The following is a 20,014-nucleotide window of genomic DNA, read 5'->3' as shown; positions in this document are numbered from 1 at the left end:
GCGCTATCCAGGGATAATCGGGCAAACAGGCGCATGGAGGCGATTTCGTACAGGGCATCTTCCATGGCACCGTCGCTCAGGTTGTACCAATGCTGCATGCAGTGAATACGCAGCATGGTCTCCAGCGGATAGGGCCGTCGGCCATTGCCCGCCTTGGGATAAAACGGCTCGATGACAGCGGTCATATTCTGCCATGGCAGAATCTGCTCCATGCGGGAGAGGAAAATCTCTTTTCGGGTCTGACGGCGCTTAGTGCTGAATTCACTATCGGCGAAGGTGAGTTGATGGCTCATGATGTCCCTCTGGGATGCGCTCCGGATGAATATGATGATCTCATATCAGGAACTTGTTCGCACCTTCCTTAGAGAGTCTGCAGCGATATGAATGTTAACAGCCATCAGAATTCTTTTAATATGCTCTAACTGCTCTGTTGTTTTGTGCTTAAATATTTCTTCAAAATATATTTTCAGCATTTCATATACAATATTCTTACGCTGTAAAAGATGGTAGATACCTTTAGCAAATCTAACATCCTCATTCTTCTGCTTTTTACATACATCCTGATACTCATCAGTAAAACAGGATGTATAATATAGGATTCGAGTAACGCCAGCACCTATTGTTTTAACCTGACCGGAAACCCGTTGTTCTATGCCTGAAACAGCGCGATCAAGTTTCATTGCGAGAATTTTATTGGCCTGTAAATAGCTGATGACAACATTGCTGTAATACATAATCGCTCCTTGCCGATTAATTTCCCCATCCTGGGAAGAACCGCAATTTACCACAATACTCAGCCATAAAGTAGACTCTCCAGTTTCTCCCATATTACAGAAGAGCGACACCGTGGATTTTCTCCGATATATCCAGATGCGTTTTCTCTCGTATCATTGCGATAACTTTCTGCGTATATATTATCATAGCGTACTCAAACAATTGCTTGAGCAAGCGAAGCTGGCAAATGAGAAATCTCATAGGATACGTGCAGATATACATGCCAATCATGCGCGTTGTTGCGTCGCTACAATCGGCCTTAATAAAAAAGCCCGGCAGAGCGGGCTTTGAAGGATTCATGTTGGTGGGTAAATCTTGCTGATAGCTTATTTGCTTTTCTTGATGTGCTTGATCAAGCGCTTACGTTTACGCATCTGGTTCGGCGTCAGGGTGTTACGCTTGTTAGCGAACGGGTTTTCCCCTTCCTTGAACTGGATACGGATCGGCGTGCCCATCACGTCCAGGGATTTACGGAAGTAGTTCATCAGATAGCGCTTGTAGGAATCCGGCAGATCCTTGACCTGGTTACCGTGGATCACCACGATAGGCGGGTTGTAGCCCCCGGCGTGGGCGTATTTCAGCTTCACGCGACGGCCACGCACCAGCGGTGGCTGATGATCTTCCGCCGCCATGTTCATGATCCGGGTCAGCATCGCGGTGCTTACGCGGCGCGTAGCGCTGTCGTAGGCTTCGCGTACCGATTCAAACAGGTTGCCGACGCCGCTGCCGTGCAGGGCGGAGATGAAGTGCACCCGGGCAAAGTCGATAAAGCCCAGACGATAGTCGAGGGTCTCCTTCACCTGCTCCTTCACTTCCTGACTCAGGCCATCCCACTTGTTAACGACGATCACCAGCGAACGGCCGCTGTTGAGGATAAAGCCCAGCAGCGAGAGGTCCTGGTCGGAGATCCCTTCGCGAGCATCGATCACCAGCAGCACGACGTTGGCGTCTTCAATCGCCTGCAGCGTTTTGATCACCGAGAACTTTTCCACGACGTCGGTGATTTTCCCGCGCTTGCGCACCCCGGCGGTATCGATGAGCACGTATTCGCGCTCGTCACGCTGCATCGGGATATAAATGCTGTCACGGGTGGTGCCCGGCATATCGTAGACCACCACGCGATCTTCACCGAGGATGCGATTGGTGAGGGTTGATTTACCGACATTAGGACGCCCGACAATCGCCAGCTTGATCGGTAGATCCTGCGGATTGAAGTCGTCTTCCGGCTCTTCTTCCGCTTCGCCATTCTGCTCGGCTTCGAATTTCGCCCAGTATTCGGCGTCTTCATCCACTTCTTCCTGCGGATTAACCTCATCTACCCATGGCAGCAGGGCCTGCTCCAGCAGGCTGGTCACGCCGCGGCCGTGCGAAGCGGCAATCGGATAGATATCGCCCAGGCCGAGCGACCAGAAGTCCGCCATTGCCTGGTCGACGTCGATGCCGTCGGTTTTGTTAGCCACCAGGAAGGTGGGCTTTTCACGAGAGCGCAGGTGTTTAGCGATCGCGATGTCCGCCGGCATCAGGCCCGCGCGCGCATCGACCATAAACAGCACCACATCGGCCTCTTCGATTGCCAGCAGCGACTGCTCCGCCATCCGGGTTTCCACGCCCTCTTCCGTACCATCAATACCACCGGTATCGATACAGATGAATTCGCGGCCTTCGACTTCGGCCCGACCGTACTTACGGTCACGAGTCAGCCCCGGGAAATCCGCAACCAGCGCATCACGAGTGCGCGTCAGGCGGTTAAAGAGCGTGGATTTTCCAACGTTAGGGCGCCCGACAAGCGCGACCACAGGTATCATGTTAAATGCCTCATACAATCACTAAGCAACATCGTCTTAACGACGTTTTTAAAAAAGTCAAAACGGCCCCTGTCTGCCAGGGGCCGTTTCTTAATCACTCACGACAGCGGTAATTAACGCGTAATCGCGTACAGCGTACCGTCTTTCGCCTGGATCAGCAGTCGACCATCGGCAACCACCGGGTCGGTCAGGAAGCCGGAGCTGTCCACTTTCTGCTGCGCCACAAAATGGCCATCTTCCGGATTAACCCAGTGCATGTAGCCTTCGCTATCGCCGACGACCAGATTGCCATTATACAACACCGGCGCGGTCAGCAAACGGTGCAGCAGATCGCTTTGCGTCCACAGGGTTACACCGCCGTCGGTGGTCAGCGCCAGCAGGCGATCGTTCTGGTCAACCAGGTAGATACGGTTACCATCGACGATGAAATCATTCACCGAACCCAGCTCGCGTTTCCACATAATCTGGCCGCTACGCAGGTCCAGCGCGGTCAGGTTGCCGTTATAAGCCAGCGCATAAACCACACCGTTAACGATGATCGGCGTCGTGTCGACGTCGTTCAGGCGGTCAATTTCCGTCGGGCCGGTGGCCGTAGAAATACGCTGCTGCCAAATCATCTGCCCCTGCTGCATCAATACTGCACTGACGCGGCCGTTGTCGCCGCCGACGATCGCCGCGCCGTAGGCGGTCGCAGGCGCAGACTCGCCGCGCAGGGAGAGCGCCGGCATATCGAGGTTAACGGTCCACTTCACGGCCCCATCGGTCTCGTTTAGCGCCTGCAGCTGGCCGTTACTGGTATGCACCAGCACCATGCCATCGCTCACCACCGGACGCGACAGCGCCTCGCCGGCGACACGGGTTTGCCAGGCCACGGTACCATCGCTGGTATTCAGCGCATACAGCTGCGCTTTCTCGCTGCCGATATAAACATGGCCGCCAGAGACGGTCACCCCGCCAGAAAGCAGCGCTGGCGTGCGCGAGAACCAGCCATCTTTCTCCGCCAGATTCACCGACCATACCTCTTTGCCATCGTCGGCGTTCAGCGCTTTGACGGTGCCTTTACGGTCAGCAGCATACACTACGCCGTCGGCAAAGGCCGGATGAAGGTTAGAGTAAAATTCGCCGATACCATCGCCAACCGAGGTGCTCCAGGACGTGGACGGCGTAAACTGGTTTTCTACCGTCGGCAGCGGTGACATTTTCACCACATCTTCTTCGCTATTAAACAGCGAACACCCGCTCAGCAAGGTAACGGAAAGCAGCCCTGGCAACAGTAATTTACGCAATTGCATCGAGTCCCTCTCAGATGGACAAATTATTCATTTTCATACGCATCATTTCGCTGAGCGCAGGAGAAGCATCGCTTTTCACGCCAGCTTCCCACGCCGCACGGGCCCCTTGCTTATCGCCTTTGCTCAACAGAATTTCGCCGCGCAAATCGGCCACAATGGCGGTCCAGCCCTCACCTTTGATGCTGTCGAGGGTTTTCAGCGCCGCATCAGCCTGTTTCATTTGCAGCTGAACGCGGGCCAGACGCATACTGATAACCGATTTCAGATTATCATCAGATGCGGCCGCCAGCCCCTGCTGCAGCTGCTTTTCAGCGTTCGGCAGATCGTTCTGTTCAACAAAATGCTGTGCCAGCTCGAGAGAGGCGAAGGCGCCGTAGGTATTTTTATTGTCAGCCGCGAATTTCTCTGCCCCTGACAGCACTTCTGGCGTATTCGATTTCAGCGCGGAAGTCGCCTTCTCGTAAGCCAGCGACGCGTCTCTGGCGGTATCCTGCTGATGGGAGGTCCAGTAGCGCCAGCCAACCAGCGCGCCAATCCCTAAAATCACCCCGACCGCCAGCGCTTTGCCGTTTTCGGCAAAGAAACGCTTCAGCGCATCGACCTGATCGTTCTCGTTGTTAAAAGTTTCCACGCAGTCCTTCTCCTGACTAATAATTCCCGGGAGATTAACCCAGAAGTGTGCGCAAATGCGCGGCAACGCTCTCCTGCGTTACGGTAGTTTGCTCACCTGAGCGTAAATCCTTCACTACCACGTTTCCGTCAGCGATCTCTGACTCACCCAGCACCAGCGCGACGCGTGCGCCCCACTTATCAGCGCGGGCGAACTGCTTCTTAAAGTTGCCGCCGCCGTGGTTGGTCATCAGCTTCACGCCGGGCAGCGCATCGCGAACCTGCTCAGCCAGACGCATTGCAGCAGACTGAGTATCGGTCCCGGAGGCTACCAGGTATATATCGACAACAGGATCGGCTTTAAATTCCGGATTCACTGCCTGGACCAGTAAAACAAGACGTTCCAGCCCCATGGCAAAACCCACGCCCGGGGTAGCGCGACCGCCCAGCTGCTCAACCAGGCCGTCGTAACGACCGCCGGCGCAGACGGTGCCCTGGGAACCAAGGCTGGTGGTCACCCACTCGAACACGGTGCGGTTATAGTAATCAAGGCCGCGCACCAGGCGCTGGTTGACGGTGTAGCGGATCCCGGCATCGTCAAGCAGCGCGCACAGGCCGGCAAAGTGGGCTTTCGACTCTTCGTCAAGATAATCGCCGAGCGCCGGCGCGTCGTTGAGCAGCGCCTGCACGTCCGGGTTTTTGGAGTCCAGCACCCGCAGCGGGTTGGTATACATCCGGCGTTTACTGTCTTCATCCAGTTTATCGGTAAACTGCTCCAGGTATGCCACCAGCGCGTCGCGGTAGTTGGCGCGCGCTTCCAGCGAACCGATGGAGTTCAGCTCCAGGCTGACGTGCTCGGAGATGCCCAGCTCACGCCACCAGCGCGCGGTCAGCATAATCAGCTCCGCGTCGATGTCCGGGCCCTGCAGGCCAAACACTTCGGCGCCGATCTGATGGAACTGGCGGTAGCGACCTTTCTGCGGGCGCTCGTGACGGAACATTGGCCCGACGTACCACAGACGCTGTTCTTGATTGTACAGCAGACCATGTTCGATGCCGGCACGTACGCAGCCCGCCGTCCCTTCCGGACGCAGCGTCAGGCTGTCGCCATTGCGGTCTTCGAAGGTATACATCTCTTTTTCAACCACGTCGGTCACTTCGCCGATCGCGCGTTTGAATAACGGGGTCTGCTCTACAATCGGCAAACGGATTTCGCTGTAACCGTAGCTACCGAGCACCTGCTTCAGTGAGCCTTCAATGCGCTGCCAGAGAGCGGTTTCGCCCGGCAGATAATCGTTCATGCCACGGATGGCTTGAATGTTCTTTGCCACGTTTATTCTCTTTATATATACAAAAATGAACCCCGGCGCCTCGCGCCCGCAGGTTCAATCATACACGGGAAGCGTATCGCTTCCCAACACGTTATTTTGCTTCAACCTGTTGAACATCAATCCGACGGGCTTCATCGAGCATCGAGGCTTTGGCGCGGATCCGCGCTTCCAGCTGCTCGATCATGTCGTTGTTGTCCAGGCGATCTTTACGCACGCCGTCTTCATACAGGCCGCTTTTCTTGTTGCCGCCGGTGACGCCAAGGGTGGAGACCAGCGCTTCGCCCGGGCCGTTCACCACGCAACCGATGATCGAAACATCCATCGGGGTGATGATATCTTCCAGACGCTGCTCCAGAGCATTCACCGTACCGATAACGTCAAACTCCTGGCGTGAACAGGTCGGGCAGGCGATAAAGTTAATGCCGCGGGAACGAATACGCAGAGATTTGAGGATATCAAAGCCGACCTTGATCTCTTCCACCGGATCCGCCGCCAGCGAGACGCGCAGCGTATCGCCGATCCCCTCGGACAGCAGTAGTCCCAGACCGATCGCCGATTTTACCGCGCCGCTGCGCGCGCCGCCCGCTTCGGTGATCCCAAGATGCAGCGGCTGATCGATCTGTTTCGCCAGCAGACGATAGGATTCCACCGCCAGGAAGACATCGGAGGCTTTAACGCTGACTTTAAACTGATCGAAGTTCAGACGATCGAGATGATCGACATGACGCATGGCGGATTCGAGCAGCGCCTGCGGCGTCGGCTCGCCATATTTTTCCTGCAGATCTTTTTCCAGCGAGCCGGCGTTGACGCCGATGCGGATCGGGATGTTTTTATCGCGAGCGCAATCTACAACCATGCGGATGCGCTCTTCGTTGCCGATGTTGCCCGGGTTGATACGCAGGCAGTCGACGCCATATTCCGCCACTTTCAGCGCAATACGGTAGTCAAAGTGGATATCGGCGACCAGCGGGACGTTAACCTGCTGTTTGATAAGTTTGAACGCCTCAGCAGCGTCCATCGTCGGAACAGAGACACGGACAATGTCCGCGCCTACGCGCTCTAACGCTTTGATTTGATTTACGGTCGCCGCCACATCGGTGGTGCGCGTATTGGTCATTGACTGAACGGCGATGGGAGCCCCATCGCCAATTGGCACATTACCAACGTAAATACGTTTAGATTTTCTACGTTGAATCGGAGCCTGGTTATGCATGAAAAATCTCCCGCGTTACCCGTCTGTTACTGCGCCGGTGATGCTTCGGCATTGAGGGTCAGACGCGCAACCTGGTTAGTTCTGATAAAACGACTTAAATCGACAGGCTTGCCCAGATACTGGATCTGTACCGCGGCCGGGGCGCCAATTTTCAGCTTATACGGCGCCTGACCGCTCAGGTTCAGGTTACCGCCTTTACGCTGCAGGCCGCTGAACAGTTTTTTACCGGTGGCATCGCTCACTTCCAGCCAGCAGTCGGCGGAAAAGTTCATCACCAGATCCTGCGCCGACGCCGCCGGAGTCGTGACGTTCGCCTGATCGGTCGGCAACGGCGAGGCTGGGGTGGTAGCCGGAGCTGCCGGCGTCGTCCCCGCGGTATCGACATTGGCCTGGGAAGGCGCCACGACAGCGTTATTATCCGCTGGCGTCTGGGCCGGCGCGCTGGTGGTCGGTGCGCTGGCGGTATCGGTTGGCGCGCTGTTCGCGGCGCTATCGGCGGTCGGGGCTGCAGGGGCGCTGGTATCCAGCGGCACGTTCTGGCTGTTGGCGTCGCCGCCGTTCAGCTCAGCGGAAGACTGATCGGCCATGGTCGAAATCTCTTCCTGCTGCGCCTTATGGTCTTGCCACCACCAGGCGCCGCTCAGACCGATAACCACAAACAGCACCAGCCAGGTGAAGCTCATCAGCCAGCCGTCGCGCTTTTTGCGGCGCTTGCCTAAAGAGAAACTCTGCATTGGCGCGACTTTCGCCGCGCGGATGGGCGCCTGCTTGGCCATCATCGGCAGCAGCTCGTCTTCTGGAATATGTACGAGGCGAGCGTAGGAGCGGATGTACCCGCGCAGGAAGGTGGAGGCGAGGTCGGCGGGGGCCTTATCGTCTTCAATATCACGAACCGTGGACACCTTCAGGCATAAGCGTTCGGCCACCGCTTGCTGGCTAAGTCCGAGTTGTTCGCGGGCGTGACGCAGACGCGCGCCCGTGGTGTTTGCTTCTTGATGATCTTGAGTGGCTTCAGTATTCATTCGCTACAACTACTGGTACGTGAAATTTAAAGTTCAGCGCGGGAAAAAGCCGGCGCCGCGAGACATCTGTGCTACGTCAGCCTCACAGTATAGGACTGTCAGCCGCGCGATCACAGAGACGAATCAAAATTGAATGCTAAGCGGTTGTTGTGCCGCTACATACTGCCTCAAAGTCGACAAAAACGCACCGTAATTATTAACCGAATCAGCGTATTTCGCCTGGCTATCGGCCATAAATATGACCTGTGCCGCCTGCGCTGCACGGGTCATCATTTGTCAGACCGCTTTTACGTCAATCGCTTCGCCCTGCATCCGCTTACGCAGCGTACGCTTGGTACGGTCAATGACGTCGCCCGCCAGCTGGCCGCAGGCGGCATCGATATCGTCGCCGCGCGTTTTACGCACGATGGTCGTAAAGCCGTACTCCATCAGGACTTTGGAGAAACGGTCGATGCGGCTGTTGGAGCTGCGGCCATACGGCGCGCCCGGGAACGGGTTCCATGGGATCAGGTTGATCTTGCACGGCGTATCTTTCAGCAGCGCCGCCAGCTCATGGGCGTGCTCGGTGCCGTCGTTGACGTGATCCAGCATCACGTACTCGATGGTCACCCGGCCCTGGTTGGCGTTGGACTTCGAAATATAGCCGCGCACCGAGTTGAGGAACGTCTCGATGTTGTACTTTTTGTTGATCGGGACGATTTCGTCGCGAATGGTGTCGTTCGGCGCGTGCAAGGAGATCGCCAGCGCAACGTCGATCATATCGCCGAGTTTATCCAGCGCCGGCACCACGCCGGAGGTAGACAAGGTTACACGACGCTTGGAAAGGCCAAAGCCGAAATCGTCGAGCATGATTTCCATCGCCGGAACGACGTTGTTGAGGTTCAGCAGCGGCTCGCCCATGCCCATCATTACTACGTTGGTAATGGGACGCACGCCGGTGGTCTTCACCGCGCCGACGATCTTCGCCGCGCGCCAAACCTGGCCGATAATTTCGGATACCCGCAGGTTGCGGTTAAAGCCCTGCTGGGCGGTGGAGCAGAATTTGCACTCCAGCGCGCAGCCTACCTGGGAGGAGACGCACAGGGTGGCGCGGTCTTCTTCCGGGATATAGACGGTCTCGACGCGCTGATCGCCAACGGCAATCGCCCATTTAATGGTCCCGTCGGTTGAGCGTTGCTCTTCAACCACTTCCGGGGCGCGGATCTCCGCCACTTCTTTCAGTTTACTGCGCAGGACTTTGTTGATGTCGGTCATCTCATCAAAGTCGTCGCAGCAGTAGTGATACATCCATTTCATCACCTGATCGGCGCGGAAAGGCTTCTCGCCCATGTTTTTGAAAAACTCGCGCATCTGCTGACGGTTTAAATCCAGCAGGTTGATTTTGGCATCTTTGTTCGGCACCGTCAGAGCGGCGGTATCAGGCGTGACAATTTGTTCAGACATAATATTTTCCGGCCTCGTTATTACACGTTATGGCCCCAGGTGGGTTGAAAAAGAAACGCCCCGGAGAGCGACTGCTCGTCCAGGGGCGCTATATTCTACAAATTCTGGCGCATCATTGCCACGTTTGCACAAAGCAATGAAAAAAAATCTGTAACTGACTGCTCAATCCTCTAAGGCTTTTCGATTGTCGCAAGGCGGCAAGCAAGTGACAAATTCGTCGGGAACGAATTTGACCAGCCGTAGGCTGGCCTCCGGTGAGAGGCAGGAGCCTCTCATTAATCCCCGGGAGCATAGATAACTATGTGACCGGGGTGAACGCGCGCAGCCAACGCCGCGACGGTCGAAAAGACGAGGTTTGTATCTCCAAAGTATTTCAGGTCACAGCGAGACGGCGAGTTCGCAAATCCCCGGGAGCATAGATAACTATGTGACCGGGGTGCGCGAAGGAAGCCAACAATGCTGTGGCGTGAAAGACGCAGGAGATTAGCGAGTGCGCGGGCAAACCTCGCCTTCAGCAAAGAAGAACGCGATTTCGCGGGCAGCGGATTCTACAGAGTCGGAACCGTGGGTGCCGTTCTCGGTGAAGCTGTCAGCGTAGTCAGCGCGCAGAGTACCCGCCAGGGCGTTTGCCGGATTGGTGGCGCCCAGCAGGTCACGGTGACGCTGTACCGCATTTTCGCCTTCCAGAACGGAAACCACGATCGGGCCGGAGGTCATGAACTCAACCAGACCGTCGAAGAACGGGCGACCTTCGTGCTCAGCATAGAAACCACGAGCCTGTTCAACGGTCAGGTGCAGCATTTTGGTGCCGACGATTTTGAACCCTGCAGCTTCAAAGCGGGAAAAGATGCTGCCAATAACGTTTTTTGCCACCGCGTTTGGTTTGATGATGGAAAAAGTACGTTCAATAGCCATGATTACCTCTAATTAAATGTTCTGTTGTTGCACATACGATTGTATGGCCTGGCGCGCATTATAATGAGCATCCCCGCCCCTGCCTACGGATGAAGGTAACATTTTGTTAAAATAAGATGAGTATTGAAAACACAAACCGCCAACAACAAATTCACCCTGGTTATTGCAGGGTGAAGCTGGCGGCCGCCGTCTGACCCGCTTCATCCATCACTACCAACTGCCACTCGCCGGGTTTATCCAGCATTAGCGTGGTTCTTGCGCCGGCGGCCTCTAACGGTTCGCCATTAATAAACCACCAGCGCCGCCCCTCCCCACCGCTGGTTTGTAGCGGCAACATCACCCGCGCCTCACCCGGGAGACGTTTTATCACCGCCCCATCACGGATGCCGGACAGCACCAGCGGCGCGGTATCCTGAGTCTGTAACGGCGGGCATGACTCCGATGCCGGTCCCAGGCGCGCGCGCCGCCTTTCGCTGGCCGGCAGCCAGGGATCCAGCGGCAGCGGCCAGACTTCGACCTGGCTTTCCCGAGCGCCGGGACAATCCGCCGCCACCCGTTCGCCGTGTTCATTGCGCCACACCGGGAAGCGGATCCCGCGTACGCTCTCCTGCCCCGGCAGCAGCAGAGTCGGCGGCTGGCTGGCATCCAAAAGCCAGCTGGCCAGGCGACGACGACAGTTGCTGTCGCCCGCCGGCAGATCCTGCCCGCCAGGCCAGCAGATTGTCCCCTGGCTGACCGTTGCCGGGCGCGGATCGCTCGGCAGCCCGCCGCGGCTCATCGCCGGGCGGGCCAGCAGCAGATTATTGACCTGGTTGAGCAGCGGTACGGCGCTGGCGAAGCCAAACTGGCCCACCACCGGCGTACCGTCCGGGCGCCCGGTCCAGATGCCTATCAGATATCGCGCATTGAGGCCGACCGCCCACGCGTCGCGATAGCCGTAGCTGGTGCCGGTTTTCCACGCCAGCGGCACCGCCTGCGGCAGCGAGGCATCGGGAACCGGTTGCGCTTCGCCGGCCAAAATACGCCGGACGATCCATGCCGCCCCGGGCGACATCAGCGCGCGCTCGGTCAATGGGTCGCTCGGCTTCAGGCGCAGCCGCGCCGCCTTGCCATGGCGGGCGAAGGCGCTGTACGCCGCGACAATATCTTCCAGCCGCGCCCCGGCACCGCCGAGGATTAGCGACAGATTCGGCTCTGCGCCAGCGGGCAGCGTCAGGGGCAGCCCGGCGTTGCGTAAATTAGCCGCAAAGCGTTTTGGTCCATAGGCTTCGAGCACCTGCACCGCCGGCAGATTCAGCGACCGAACCAGCGCCTCGCTGGCGCTCACCGGGCCATGAAACCCGCTGTCGAAATTACCGGGGCGATAATCGCTAAAACGCCGTGGCACATCCTGTAATAGCGATGCCGGGTGAATCAGCCCCTCATCCATCGCCATCGCGTAGATAAAGGGTTTCAGCACCGACCCCGGCGAGCGTACCGCCGAGACCATATCAATATGGCCGAAGCGGCTGTCGTCGGTGATATCCGCCGAGCCTACCCAGCCGCGAACTTTCATATCCGTGTGGTCGACGACGACCATCGCCAGCGAACTGCGCGGCGGCAGGCGCGATTTCCAGTTCAGCGCCAGATCTTCCAGTTGCCGCTGCAGTCCGGCATCCAGAGTCGTCACCACCTTTTCATCACGACTGGTCGCCAGCGCCCGGCGTGAAAAAAGCGGCGCCAGCTGCGGCATCTGGCGCGGAAACAGCCATACTGGCTCCTCCATCGCTTCCTTTACCGCCTGCTCCGGCCAGACGCCCTGGCTGACCATTCGCGTAAGCACTTTATCACGCGCCGCCTGGGCCCGCTGCGGCCAGCGGTCCGGACGTAAACGACTGGGCGCCTGGGGAAGTACCGCCAGCAGCGCCGCCTCGCCGTAGCTAAGCCGGGCAGGCGGCTTACCGAGATAGGCCCAGCTGGCCGCGCCGATCCCCTGCAGGGTGCCGCCAAACGGCGCGCGGTTCAAATAGAGGGTTAGAATGTCGCTTTTTGACAGATGCCACTCCAGCTGCAGCGCTCGCCACAGCTGGCGCAGCTTGCCGCCGAAGGTGCGTGGATGGGGATCAAGCAGGCGTGCCACCTGCATGGTAAGCGTGCTGCCGCCCGAGATAACTCGCCCGGAAGTAAGATCCTGCCAGGCGGCGCGCAGCACCGCGAAGGGATTGACCCCCGGATGGCGCCAGAACCAGCGGTCTTCATAGTGGATGAGCGCCTGCAGATAGCGCGGCGACACGTCGGCGAGCGTGACCGGATAACGCCAGACGCCCTGCGCGTCGGCAAACCGCCACAACGGCGTCCCGTCTTCCGCCACCACCACACGGGCAGGCGTGACGTCATGCAGCGGCAGCGGCCACAGGCGATCGGCCGCCAGTACCGCCAGCCACAGCAGAAAAATAAACGCCGCCAGCCAGCGCCAGCGGCGTTTTACCCGAGGCAATACGCGCATTTACGGCGTCACGGTGAGCGGACCGCTGGCCGCTCCTGTCGCCCGCCACTGCGGCGCATACATCGATTCCACCTGCGGCTGCGGGACCTGATAAGTGCCCGGCGTCACCGCCCGCGCCAGATAGACCAGCGTCACCGGCTGGCCTTCATTGACAGCGACGGCGGCGACGAAACGGTCATCGCGGAACTCGATATGCTGAATATCCGCCTGCTGCATCTGGTTAAGCAGGTTTTGCACCGCGTCGCCATTCTCCTGCAGGCTGGCGCTGCTGTTGGCCAGATTCTGGTTTTCCAGCTCCAGACCGGCTGGCAACAGATCAACCACCAGCGCGTCAGGCACGTTGCGTTTGGCGGTCACCTCCAGCTTGACGAGCACCAGTTCGCCGCTGCGCAGTGAAGACAGCGATTTCTGCTGCCCCTGGGTATCGAAAATAGTGCGTTCAATCCCCAGGACGTTACCGCCCGGCTGCGGCGCGCTTTGCGGATAGCCGCTGCTGTCGAGACGCAGCCACAGCGGCTGACTGCCGGTATTACTCACCTGCAGCGCCGCCAGCCGATCGCCGTCGAGGTTGCGGGTTTGCGCTTTGTCGCCGGCCAGCGGCTCCGCCTGCAGCGAGGTTTGCGCCTGCCAGCTGCCCGGCAGGTCCGCCAGCGTACGTCCGGCAAGGAACAAGGCGTTGGTTTCCTGGGTCGACAGCCAGCGCTGGCCATAGGCCTCTTCCGACAGCGTGCTCAACAGCTGAGTTTGCACCTCCGGCAGCAGCTTATTCTCTTCCAGCAGCGCCAGCTTCAGGGCGTTATCGCGCAGCGGGCTACCGTAATCGCCCAGCCAACGATTCTCATCCTGGCGCGGGGTGGCAACCGCCAGCTTCAGGGCGGCGTCGCCGCGCGGCGCATCGCCCATGGTTTTCAGCGCAATGCCGAGCTGCAGCAGCGGCAAGCCGGATCGCGCCTGGTCGTGACGGCTCCAGATTTCACGCAAGGCGCCGAGCGGCGCTTTTTGCTGACGCGCCAGCACCAGCGCGGCGTATGCCTGGGCGGCAAAGCGGCTGGCCTGGGCGTCGTCGCTGTAGCGCACGGTCATCAGGCCCGGCTCCTGCAGATAGCGCAGCAGGCGCTCGTTACCTTTATTAATGGCGTTGACCGGTACGCTATAGCCCTGCTCGCTGGCGCGCACGAGGAAGTCCATGGCGTAGGCGGTCAGCCAGTACTCTTCCGGCCCCTCTCTATCCCATAGCGCAAAGCCGCCGTTTTCCAGCTGCATCTGCAGCAGGCGTGAAATACCGACATCGATGGCCGCGCGGCGTTTTTCGTCGCTGTCCCCGCTAATGCCCAGCGCCTTTAGCTGCGCCGCGCTGGTATACAGGGACGGGAACAGGCCGCTGGCGGTCTGCTCAAGGCAGCCGTAAGGATAGGCTTTCAGCTCGCGGATATAGCGGGCGAGATTCAACGGTGGTTTACCGCTGAGCAGCAGTTGGCCCTGCAGCGTTTGCGGGGCAAAGCCCTGGCTCTGCGCCGCCGGCGGTTGCCAGCTTTCACCTGGCTGCAGCACTGCACCGCTGTTGACGGTCTGTGCCGGGTACGCCGGACGCACGCCGATTTTCCACTGTTTTTGCAGCGGGGCGAAGGTTTCGCCCGGCAGGCTCAGGCCGCTGATGGTGGCATTAACCTGACCATCGCCGAAGCCCGCCAGCGCGCTCACTGGTATAAACAGCGTGCTGCGCGCCCCCGGCGCCAGCTGTACCGGCGGCAGTTGGCCATCGGTCAAGGTCACCAGCCCGCTGGCGGTAAGATGTACCTGCAGGGTTTGCGGTTTGTCGGTCAGATTGCTGAGATCCAGCGCCAGCCGTGTGGTATCGCCGCTGGCGAGGAAGCGCGGGGTGTTCAGTTCGGCGATGACCGGGGCGGCCACCACCACTTTATCTTCGCTGCTGCCAAAGTCATCCGCCGTCCACGCCTGGGCCATCACCCGCAGCTCGCCGTTAAAATCGCCAATGGGTAACGTCACCGTGCCTTCGCCCTGATCGTTCAATACCACCGGCTGCGCCTGCTGGGCGACGATCGTCACGTGGTTGACCGGCGGTTTGCCGCCTCGTTTTAACTCGTCGCCATCGCCGCCGAAGCGCAGGCTGGCCACCCGCCCCTGCCCTTCGATCACCTGGCCGTAGATGTCATAGATATCTGCGCCGTAACGCTTCTGGCCAAAGAAGGCGTTCCACGGATCCGGGGTAGCGTAATCGGTGATATTCAGTACCCCGCTATCCACCGCCGAGAGCAGGACATTGACCTGTTTCGGCGCCTCGCCCTCTTTGACGCTGGCTTTCACTTTCACCGTCAGCGGCTGGTTGGGGCGCATTTTGTCCGGGGCCTCCAGCGCCAGCGTCAGGCGACGGTTTTCATCGCCCAGCGGCAGATGCAGCAGGCCCACCGCGCGTTTCGGCGTTGCCGAGCGCGATTTATCGCCGGGACGAACCACCAGCGTGCTGAGGTAGAGGTCGTGGCGATTCCAGGTTTTATCCACCGGGATCGACAGGTCCATCCCCTCCGCCGGGACGTCAATTTCCTGCCACCACAGCGGCCCTTCGCTGGATTCCACCATTGCGTAGCCTTTACCCGCCGCCGGGGCGGCGATGTGCAGCCTGATGGTGTCGCCCGGTTTATAGCTCGGTTTATCCAGCTTCATGGTGACCCGGTCAGGACGCGCCGCGCCGGCGCCTTCGCTGTTATCCTGCCAGCTGTAGCCCGCCCAGAAGCGCACGCTGCTGACCACGTCGTCCGGTCCTTTCACCTCCAGGCGATAGGATCCCCACTCCACCGGGAAGCTCACTTTGCCGATCTGGCCGGCCTGCAGGTCCAGCGACTCCTCGCCCTCCTGCAGATCTTTTTGATCGAACTGCGACTGCCAGCCTTCGCTGTCGGACCAGTTCCAGTAGTAGTCGCGCCGCTCGCGGATCAGCCGCACCTGGAGACCGGAGATCGCTTTTTTCTCGCCTTTGACGTCGGCATAGACGATATCAAACGCGGCGTTACTGTTTTCATCCACCACCGGCTGTTTCACGGTGGTATCGGTGCGGTAATCGTAAACGTCCTTCAGCGTAAATTGCGGGCGGATCCCCGGCAGCGCCTCGGCGGGCCAGATCGGCTGCTTAACCGTACGGGTCACCGGGCGACCGCCGGATTCCAGCAGGCTGGCCTGCAACACCACCTGCAGCGGCGAATGGCTATCCTGCCACTGGCTTGAGGTGGTCACTTCGCCATGGCCTTTTTCGTCCAGCGTCAGCTGGACTTCATCCAGACTACGGGAGAGGTTTTCTTCCGCAATATCGCCGAACTGGAAGCCCGGCAGCGCAGCGACGGCGTCGCGCAGCGGGCGCAGGAACAGCTTGCCCTGCAGCTGGTTGCCGCTGGCCGGCGCGCCGTAGAGATAAGCGCCGCTAACGCCAAAGGTGACGTCGGCATCCGGCGCGACTGGCGCGGCCTGCGGCGTCAGGTTCAGGGCCATGCGTTCCGGCATAAAGTCTTCAACGTGGAAATCCCATTCGCGCGGCTGATTGTCGCCGGCGCTGGCGCGAATGTGCCACATGCCGGTAGCCGCGCCGCTGTCGAGCGGATAAGTAAACTGGTACAGGCCATTCACTGGTTTGCTCATCACCGAGCGGATCACCTGGCCGTCCGGCTGAACCACCTCCAGTTTCACCGGCTGCTCCGCCAGCGGCTTGCCGTCGCTATCGCGCAACAGCGCATTAAGGATCACCGTTTCGCCGGGACGATAGAGATCGCGCGGGCCAAACATAAAGAACTGTTTGCTAAAGCCGGGCGCGCCTGCGATAGAGAATTCCGCCAGATCCAGCGCCGGCAGCTTGAGGTCGAGCAGCGTGGTCTGCCCCTCTTTGCGCGCCAGCAGCAGCGCGGCTTCTTTATCGGTTTGCAGGGTGACGTGGCCCTGGCTGTCGCTTTTCGCTTCCGCCAGGGTCTGCCCTTTGGCATTGAGCAACTGCACCTCAATACCCGACTGGGCGGCGCCGTTTTCCAGACTCTGGGTAAAAACGTCCAGCCGGTTATGGTAGCGATGCGCCGAGACGCCGATATCGCTGAGGGTAAACAGCGTCGCCGCGTTGCTGTAGCTATAACGGCCCGCCGGGTTCATGACCGCCACGTAGACGCCAGGCTGCTGGAGCGGCTTGATGTCGCTCAGCGGCAGCAGCAGCTTTTCGCGAGTATTACGCGCCGGGTTGAGATCGAAGCGGCCGCTGTAGACCAGATCCGCCATCTTCAGCAGTTCATCAGATTCCCAGTTGCTTAACGAGTTACGGTATTCCCACTGACTGACAAAGGCGGAGAGCGATTCCGGCTTAATGCGGAAGAAATTAACGTCGACATTATCGACGTTCAGCGCCATCACCGGCAGCCCGGCGACCACGTTGCCCGGCAGCAGCGAGCCGCGGCTGGCAAACCCAACGCTCGGTGCGATATCGCGGGTGGTCAGTGTCTTCTCAAACGGTTTATCGAGCGTCGCCTTGTTCAGGGCGGTCAGCGTCGGGTCGACTGAGACAATCAGCTCGCGCTTTGGCTCAAGGTGACGCAGACGCAGCTCTTTCAGATTCGGCGCCAGCTCCCAGGCACCGTCCACCTTACCGCTTTTCTTGTCGACCAGATGCACGCTGCGCGAGAAATCCTGGTCCGGCTGCAGCGGGACGGAAAACGTCAGCACCAGGGTCGCGGCGCCATCCAGTTGCACCTCCGAGGCGTCGAGGAGCGTCAGCGCTTTACCCTGGCTTTTTTCCGCCAGCGCCGCCAGCTGGGCGCGGTCCGGTTTTGCCGTCGCGCCTGGGTTGCTATCCGCGGCTGGCGCCGGGGCCGAGGCCTGCGGTGTACCGCTGTCATCACACCCGGTTAATGAAAATGCGGTAAGGAGCGCCAGTGATAGCGCCGCTAAACGAAATGGTTTCATCCTTCTAACCCCTCGGCCGATGAGCCTGATGCTATTTGTCACATTTATTATGCGTTATGGCGGCGCTTCTCAACAGTGACGAAGCGGGTTTCTGCCGATTAATCAGAAAAGTGCCGTGACGCCGTCCCCACTCTGGCGTCCTTAACTTGTCAGCGCCAGCTAAAACGCCGACAATTCAGTCATGAATAATAAAACGGAGGCACCTATGTCCACCTCGTTTTTTGTCGCTGCCGACTGGCTGGCAGAACATATTGATGACCCGGAAATTCAGATTATCGACGCCCGCATGGCGCCCGCCGGGCAGGAGGCCCTGCGGGATATGGCCGCGGAATACCGCGCCGGCCATGTGCCGAACGCGCTGTTTTTCGATATCGAGGCGCTATCCGACCACACCAGTCCGCTGCCGCATATGATGCCGCGGGCCGAAGCGTTTGCCGTCGCCATGCGCGAACTGGGCGTCTGCAGCGATAAGCATCTGGTGGTCTATGACGAAGGCAATCTGTTTTCCGCCCCGCGCGCGTGGTGGATGCTGCGCACCTTTGGCGTAGAGAAGGTGTCAATTCTGGCCGGCGGACTGGAGGGCTGGCGGCGCGACGAACTGCCGCTGGAACAAGGGATGCCGGAGGTGGCCGAAGGGGAATTCGACGTGCGGTTCGATCCTCAACAAATTAAGCGTCTGACCGACGTCCTGTTGGTCAGCCATGAAGGATCGGCGCAGATTGTCGATGCCCGTCCGGCGGCCCGGTTTAACGGCCAGGCCGACGAACCGCGCCCGGGCCTGCTCCGCGGGCATATCCCCGGCGCGCTGAACGTACCGTGGACGGATCTGGTGATTAACGGCGAACTGAAAACCGTTGACGAGCTGAACGACATCTTTTTACGTCAGGGTGTCGATTTTGAACGGCCGATCATCGCCAGCTGCGGCTCGGGGGTGACGGCGGCGGTGGTCGTGCTGGCGCTCACCACGCTTGGCGTGAACGGCGTCTGCCTGTATGACGGCTCCTGGAGCGAATGGGGCGCGCGGAGCGATCTGCCGATTGAACCGGCCCCTGCCGCTCCGTAAACACGGCGTGACCGCGGGCCTCCCGTTCCGCGGTCACTAAATAATTTCTGATTTTCTCTCCCACTTTCTTCTGCTTCTCGCTAAACCGGTTACTCTGTGCTGCCGCAGGGCTTGTTCCTGCCGAGTTCGCTTTGCCTGATGGGGAGGCAGAGCACTGGTACAGAATTCCTCAGGGCTGATAGCGCATCCAGTCCATCCCAATCTGATGTCACCACAAGGAGTGAAAATGGCATTAGTCTCTAACCCACATTCGGCTTATTCACCGCGCCTTCCCTGGCTGGGAGGTATAGCTGGCCTGCTGGCAGGCGGCGCGATCCTTTATTTTTGGCCGCAATGGAACCGGACATGGCTAAGCCTGGTGCCTGCGCCAGTCTCCGTGTATACCCGCTTTCTCGGGGTCACTCTCGAAGACGTTCCGTTAGTCACCTATTGCCATCAGGCGCTGCTGGGTTTTCTGATGGTGCTGCTCGCGCCCGGTTACGGTAAGTCGACCCTTGCCGCGTGGATGATGCATAACCCAGCGTCAAGCCGGCGCTGGCCCGGCGAGGTATTCCGTGCCTGGGTCACAAAATTTGGCCTGCTGGTCATTGTCTTTTGCAATCTGTTCTTTTTGTCCCGGGTCCCATCCGGAACCCTGGCGTTATATATTTTTATTCTCCAGCACATCAGCGTTGCCGCGGCGGTGGCGTCAGGGGTGCTGCTCCTGCGTGACGCCCGGCGCCTGGCCCGCACGTTCGACGCTCAGCTGGCGGACCTGCGTCTTCTCATGATACTTACCCTCGGGTTCCAGACGATTTTGCCGGCGCAGATCGCGCTGATGAGCGCCCGGGGCGTGAATACGCCGCTGGGCTGGTACATTGTTATCGCGCAAATGGCAGGGGTGTTACTGGCGTTTATGCTGGTCGGCGGGCTGGTGGCAGCGCTACGTTCTCTGCTGGGCGAAGAGAGGTGCCGGGCCTGGCGCGGGGATATGGCGCTCTTCAACGGCATTGTCACGCTGTGCGTGACGGGATTTCTCCTCTATCACATGGTGTCTGCATATCCGCGAATCTTTGCCGCCCTGCATTAGCTTTTGCCACCCCCGCTTTTGTGCCTCGAACTGGAAGCATAAA

At 59.2% G+C, this 20,014-nt stretch carries 13 protein-coding genes and 1 pseudogene; 2 read left to right on the top strand and 12 right to left on the bottom strand.

Features of this window, described 5'->3' with window-relative positions:
* The 12 genes and pseudogenes from HMPREF1024_RS04900 to HMPREF1024_RS04955 all read right to left on the bottom strand — a co-directional run.
* A partial coding sequence (locus tag HMPREF1024_RS04900) for an IS5/IS1182 family transposase (protein ID WP_009309497.1) occupies positions 1–293 on the bottom strand: 293 nt, incomplete at its 3' end.
* Between the two features lie 69 nt (positions 294–362).
* Positions 363–734 (bottom strand): annotated as a pseudogene (locus tag HMPREF1024_RS04905) (hypothetical protein); the annotation flags it as partial.
* Positions 735–1,100: 366 nt separating this feature from the next.
* Positions 1,101–2,579: a ribosome biogenesis GTPase Der gene (der, locus tag HMPREF1024_RS04910; RefSeq protein WP_004144309.1), complete on the bottom strand. Its 1,479-nt coding sequence runs from the start codon at positions 2,577–2,579 to the stop codon at positions 1,101–1,103.
* Positions 2,580–2,692: 113 nt separating this feature from the next.
* Positions 2,693–3,871 carry an outer membrane protein assembly factor BamB gene (gene bamB, locus HMPREF1024_RS04915; protein WP_002913889.1) on the bottom strand — a complete coding sequence of 393 codons (1,179 nt, stop codon included), beginning with the start codon at positions 3,869–3,871 and terminating at the stop codon, positions 2,693–2,695.
* Positions 3,872–3,881: 10 nt separating this feature from the next.
* Positions 3,882–4,502 carry a YfgM family protein gene (locus tag HMPREF1024_RS04920; protein WP_002913890.1) on the bottom strand — a complete coding sequence of 207 codons (621 nt, stop codon included), beginning with the start codon at positions 4,500–4,502 and terminating at the stop codon, positions 3,882–3,884.
* Positions 4,503–4,536: 34 nt separating this feature from the next.
* Positions 4,537–5,811 carry a histidine--tRNA ligase gene (gene hisS, locus HMPREF1024_RS04925; RefSeq protein WP_004890421.1) on the bottom strand — a complete coding sequence of 425 codons (1,275 nt, stop codon included), beginning with the start codon at positions 5,809–5,811 and terminating at the stop codon, positions 4,537–4,539.
* A gap of 91 nt (positions 5,812–5,902) precedes the next feature.
* Positions 5,903–7,024, bottom strand: coding sequence for a flavodoxin-dependent (E)-4-hydroxy-3-methylbut-2-enyl-diphosphate synthase (gene ispG / locus HMPREF1024_RS04930; RefSeq protein ID WP_009309495.1), 1,122 nt, complete (start codon positions 7,022–7,024; stop codon positions 5,903–5,905).
* Positions 7,025–7,050: 26 nt separating this feature from the next.
* A complete protein-coding gene (gene rodZ, locus HMPREF1024_RS04935; RefSeq protein WP_004174849.1) occupies positions 7,051–8,046 on the bottom strand; it encodes a cytoskeleton protein RodZ in 996 nt (331 codons plus the stop codon).
* Positions 8,047–8,322: 276 nt separating this feature from the next.
* Positions 8,323–9,489 (bottom strand): bifunctional tRNA (adenosine(37)-C2)-methyltransferase TrmG/ribosomal RNA large subunit methyltransferase RlmN, encoded by a 1,167-nt coding sequence (locus HMPREF1024_RS04940; protein WP_002913894.1) that lies wholly within the window; start codon positions 9,487–9,489, stop codon positions 8,323–8,325.
* A 483-nt stretch (positions 9,490–9,972) separates the two neighbouring features.
* A complete protein-coding gene (ndk, locus tag HMPREF1024_RS04945; RefSeq protein WP_004144312.1) occupies positions 9,973–10,404 on the bottom strand; it encodes a nucleoside-diphosphate kinase in 432 nt (143 codons plus the stop codon).
* A gap of 160 nt (positions 10,405–10,564) precedes the next feature.
* Complete coding sequence (gene pbpC / locus HMPREF1024_RS04950) at positions 10,565–12,889, bottom strand: peptidoglycan glycosyltransferase PbpC (RefSeq protein ID WP_009309494.1); 2,325 nt, start codon at positions 12,887–12,889, stop codon at positions 10,565–10,567.
* Positions 12,890–17,839: an alpha-2-macroglobulin gene (locus tag HMPREF1024_RS04955; protein ID WP_009309493.1), complete on the bottom strand. Its 4,950-nt coding sequence runs from the start codon at positions 17,837–17,839 to the stop codon at positions 12,890–12,892.
* A 205-nt stretch (positions 17,840–18,044) separates the two neighbouring features.
* Between HMPREF1024_RS04955 and sseA the strand changes: the two genes are divergently transcribed.
* A complete protein-coding gene (gene sseA / locus HMPREF1024_RS04960) occupies positions 18,045–18,902 on the top strand; it encodes a 3-mercaptopyruvate sulfurtransferase (RefSeq protein ID WP_009309492.1) in 858 nt (285 codons plus the stop codon).
* A gap of 226 nt (positions 18,903–19,128) precedes the next feature.
* Positions 19,129–19,971, top strand: a complete 843-nt coding sequence (locus HMPREF1024_RS04965) for a hypothetical protein (protein ID WP_004180898.1) — start codon at positions 19,129–19,131, stop codon at positions 19,969–19,971.
* Positions 19,972–20,014: the final 43 nt, after the last annotated feature.

It is taken from the genome of Klebsiella sp. 4_1_44FAA (genome assembly GCF_000238715.1).
In the GTDB taxonomy this organism is placed as follows: Bacteria; Pseudomonadota; Gammaproteobacteria; order Enterobacterales; family Enterobacteriaceae; genus Klebsiella; species Klebsiella pneumoniae.
This window is presented reverse-complemented; position numbering and strand designations above follow the sequence as displayed.